At 62.2% G+C, this 2964-nt stretch carries 3 protein-coding genes; 2 read left to right on the top strand and 1 reads right to left on the bottom strand.

The genetic code is table 11. The features are described 5' to 3' along the window. Positions 1-331: 331 nt before the first annotated feature. The gene (gene pcnB / locus AC11W3_RS15275) at positions 332-1732 is read right to left on the bottom strand and encodes a polynucleotide adenylyltransferase PcnB (RefSeq protein ID WP_484089000.1); all 1401 of its coding nucleotides are present in this window, start codon (positions 1730-1732) and stop codon (positions 332-334) included. 105 nt (positions 1733-1837) lie between these two features. On the opposite strand from pcnB, the gene AC11W3_RS15280 reads away from it, so the two are divergent. Both AC11W3_RS15280 and AC11W3_RS15285 read left to right on the top strand, forming a co-directional pair. After that, a complete protein-coding gene (locus AC11W3_RS15280; protein ID WP_484088980.1) occupies positions 1838-2146 on the top strand; it encodes a nitrous oxide-stimulated promoter family protein in 309 nt (102 codons plus the stop codon). 110 nt (positions 2147-2256) lie between these two features. Beyond that, a partial coding sequence (locus AC11W3_RS15285; RefSeq protein ID WP_484093291.1) for an ATP-binding protein occupies positions 2257-2964 on the top strand: 708 nt, incomplete at its 3' end.

The following is a 2964-nucleotide window of genomic DNA, read 5'->3' on the forward strand; positions in this document are numbered from 1 at the left end:
GTCTCTCTTCGCGACGGTGGCACCTTCCCCCACCCCCCTCGCTCCAGGGGAGGGGGAGATTCAAGCGTCCCCCCCCTGGACAAAGGGGGGACAGGGGGGATTTAGGTCAGCCGCCATCTGCACCGAACATCAGCCCGAAGGCAAATCCCCCTAAATCCCCCTTTTTCAAAGTGGGACTTGAAGGGAACTGAAGAGGGCAACATCGACCCTTGTGGCACCTTCCCCCACCCCCCGCCCCCCTCCCTCAAGGGGAGGGGGAGGTTGATCGTCCAGTGGATGAGGCGGAGGTTGATGGCGGAGTTGGAGAAAGAGGAACGATCCCCTTCGGGCGTTACTCGGCAGGCGGCGCAGCGGGGTGGGCGGGTTTTTTCCGTCTCCTCCTCCTGCGCTTTTTCTTTTTCTCCGGTCCCTCTTCGCCCTGCGGCTCGTCGGCCTCGGCCGGGAGCGAGGCGGCCTGCTCTGCGGCGTAGCGCGCCCACCACTCGGCCAGGGATTTCTTGGGGGGAGACGACGCCTCGATGAAGCGGAGGAAGAGCAGTGCGTCGGGGAAGGCCATCCTGCCGATAAAGCCCCGGGCATTCCTCCCGGGGGTCTTCTGGAAGCGGTGCTGGGCATTCAGGATCTCGCGGACCCCCAACAGCACCCGGTTCGGTATCGCCACCGTCGGCGCCAGTTCACCTGCGAATTCCGCCACCGCCATGTCCGTCGCCTGCTGGGGAGCGGCCCCCTCTTCCCGGAAGGAGGCCACCTTTTCCTCTAGGTACTCTCCGAACATCAGGGCGATGAGAAGGGTCGGCGAAACCGGCTCCCCCCGCGCGATCCTCTCGTCCACCCATTCAAGCGCCTTGCTCACCCGGACATGCGGGAAGCAGTCGGACTCACGGGACAACCAGGCGTCGAAGTGCGGGAAGAGCGGCTCGAAAACCCCGCTGTGCCGCATCATCTGGTAGGTCCGCTCTCCGGCCCCGAGAAGGAGGAGCTTGAGCACCTCCTCGTACAGGCGCGGCGGCGTGGCCTTGTTGATGGTGCCGCACAATTCTGTCATGGCGGCCTCGGTCCTCTCTTCGATATTGAAGCCGAGCATGGAGGCGAAGCGGACGGCGCGGATCATCCTCACCGGATCTTCGGTGAAGCGGACCAACGGGTCGCCGATGGTCCGGATCACGCCGTTCCTGAGATCTTCCATTCCCCCCACATGATCGATGATGGAGAAGTCGGCGATGTTGTAGAAGAGCGCGTTGACGGTAAAGTCACGCCTGACGGCATCCTCCTCCGGAGTCCCGAAGACATTGTCCCTGAGAACCATGCCGTCCTCGCTCTTGAGCATGCGGGGGCCGTGTCTGCGCACCTCGCGGTCGCGCTCCAGCGTGGCGGCGTCCTGGAGTGGTTCCGGCTGATCCTCACTGGACGAAGCATCGGTCGCGGAGCGGAAGGTGGCAACCTCTATGATCTCGTCGTGGAAATGAAGGTGGGCCAGGCGGAAACGGCGGCCGATCAACCGGCAGTTGCGGAAGAGCTTCTTCAACTGGGCAGGGGTGGCGTCGGTGACGACGTCGAAGTCCTTCGGCTCGCGGCCAAGGAGGAGGTCCCGCACACCTCCGCCGACAAGGTAGCCGATGAAACCGTTTTCCTTGAGCTTGTAGAGGACCTTCAGGCCATTTGTGCTCAGAAGCGAGCGGGAGATGCCGTGCTCGGCACGAGGTATGATGATTTTTTTCATATTGGTATTCATTGAGGCCAAAATAACACACATTAAGTGCAAAGGCAAAGGGTGCGGAATGGACTTTCTTGACTTTTGTCATGCGTAGTGGCGCCTCCTTCTGCTAGTATCACGGCCATGGATGAGAACAAAAAGGGAAAACAGGAAAAGGATATCAGGGTGCTGGCGACCTTCATCGGCACCTACTGCCGGGGCAGGCACCGCACCCCCAAGGGGGAGCTTTGTCCTGATTGCTCGCAGCTTCTGGAATACGCCGAAGGCAAAAGGCAGAAGTGCCCCCTGGATCCCAAGCCCAGTTGCAAGCACTGCCCGATCCATTGCTACGGCAAGGTTCAGCGCGCGGCCATCCGCGAAGTGATGGCCTACTCAGGGCGCAGGCTTTTGCTGCGGGGCCGTTTCGATCTTCTCTGGCACTATTTCTTCTGATCGATTATGCTAACCGGGATCTCGCCCCGTTCCCTCCCTCCAGGGGAAGGGACAGGGTGGGGATTCATGCCGCCATAAAGACATAACTGAAAATACAAGAAGAGGAACCAATGATCAGGAAAATAGTCAACATAGATCAGGACAAATGCGACGGCTGCGGGCTTTGCGTGCCTTCCTGCGCTGAGGGCGCCATAAAGATCGTCAACGGCAAGGCGCAGATCTCCGCGGATAATCTCTGCGACGGCCTGGGAGCGTGCCTCGGCGACTGCCCGCGTGACGCCATCAGCATCATCGAGCGTGACGCCGACGCCTTTGACGAGGCCGCGGTGGAAAAGCACCTGCATCAGCAGGCGGCGGCGCCGGCGCCGGCGAAGCCGGCGCATCACCAGCATGGCGGCTGCCCCGGCTCGCGCGTTGCCTCGTTCGCGCCTGTTTCCGCACCCGCGCAAGCTTCCGGATCGGCTCCCCAGCCGAGCCAGCTGGCCCAGTGGCCGGTGCAACTGCACCTCGTGCCGGTAACCGCGCCCTATTTCCAGGACGCCGAGCTCCTGATCACCGCCGACTGCGTCCCCTTCGCCTACGCCGACTACCACCGCGACTTCCTGGCGGGCAAGGCCGTAGTCATCGGCTGCCCGAAGCTGGACGACAACGGGGCGTACAAGGAGAAGCTGACCGAGCTCTTCCGCGTCTCGCGGATAAAGGGAATAACGGTTCTGAGGATGGAGGTGCCTTGCTGCGGAGGCATCGTGATGGCGGCCCGCCAGGCCCTGGCAGCTTCAGGGAAGGAGATTCCGTTCCGCGAGGTCACCATCAGCATC

The organism is Geomonas sp. (assembly GCF_056994735.1).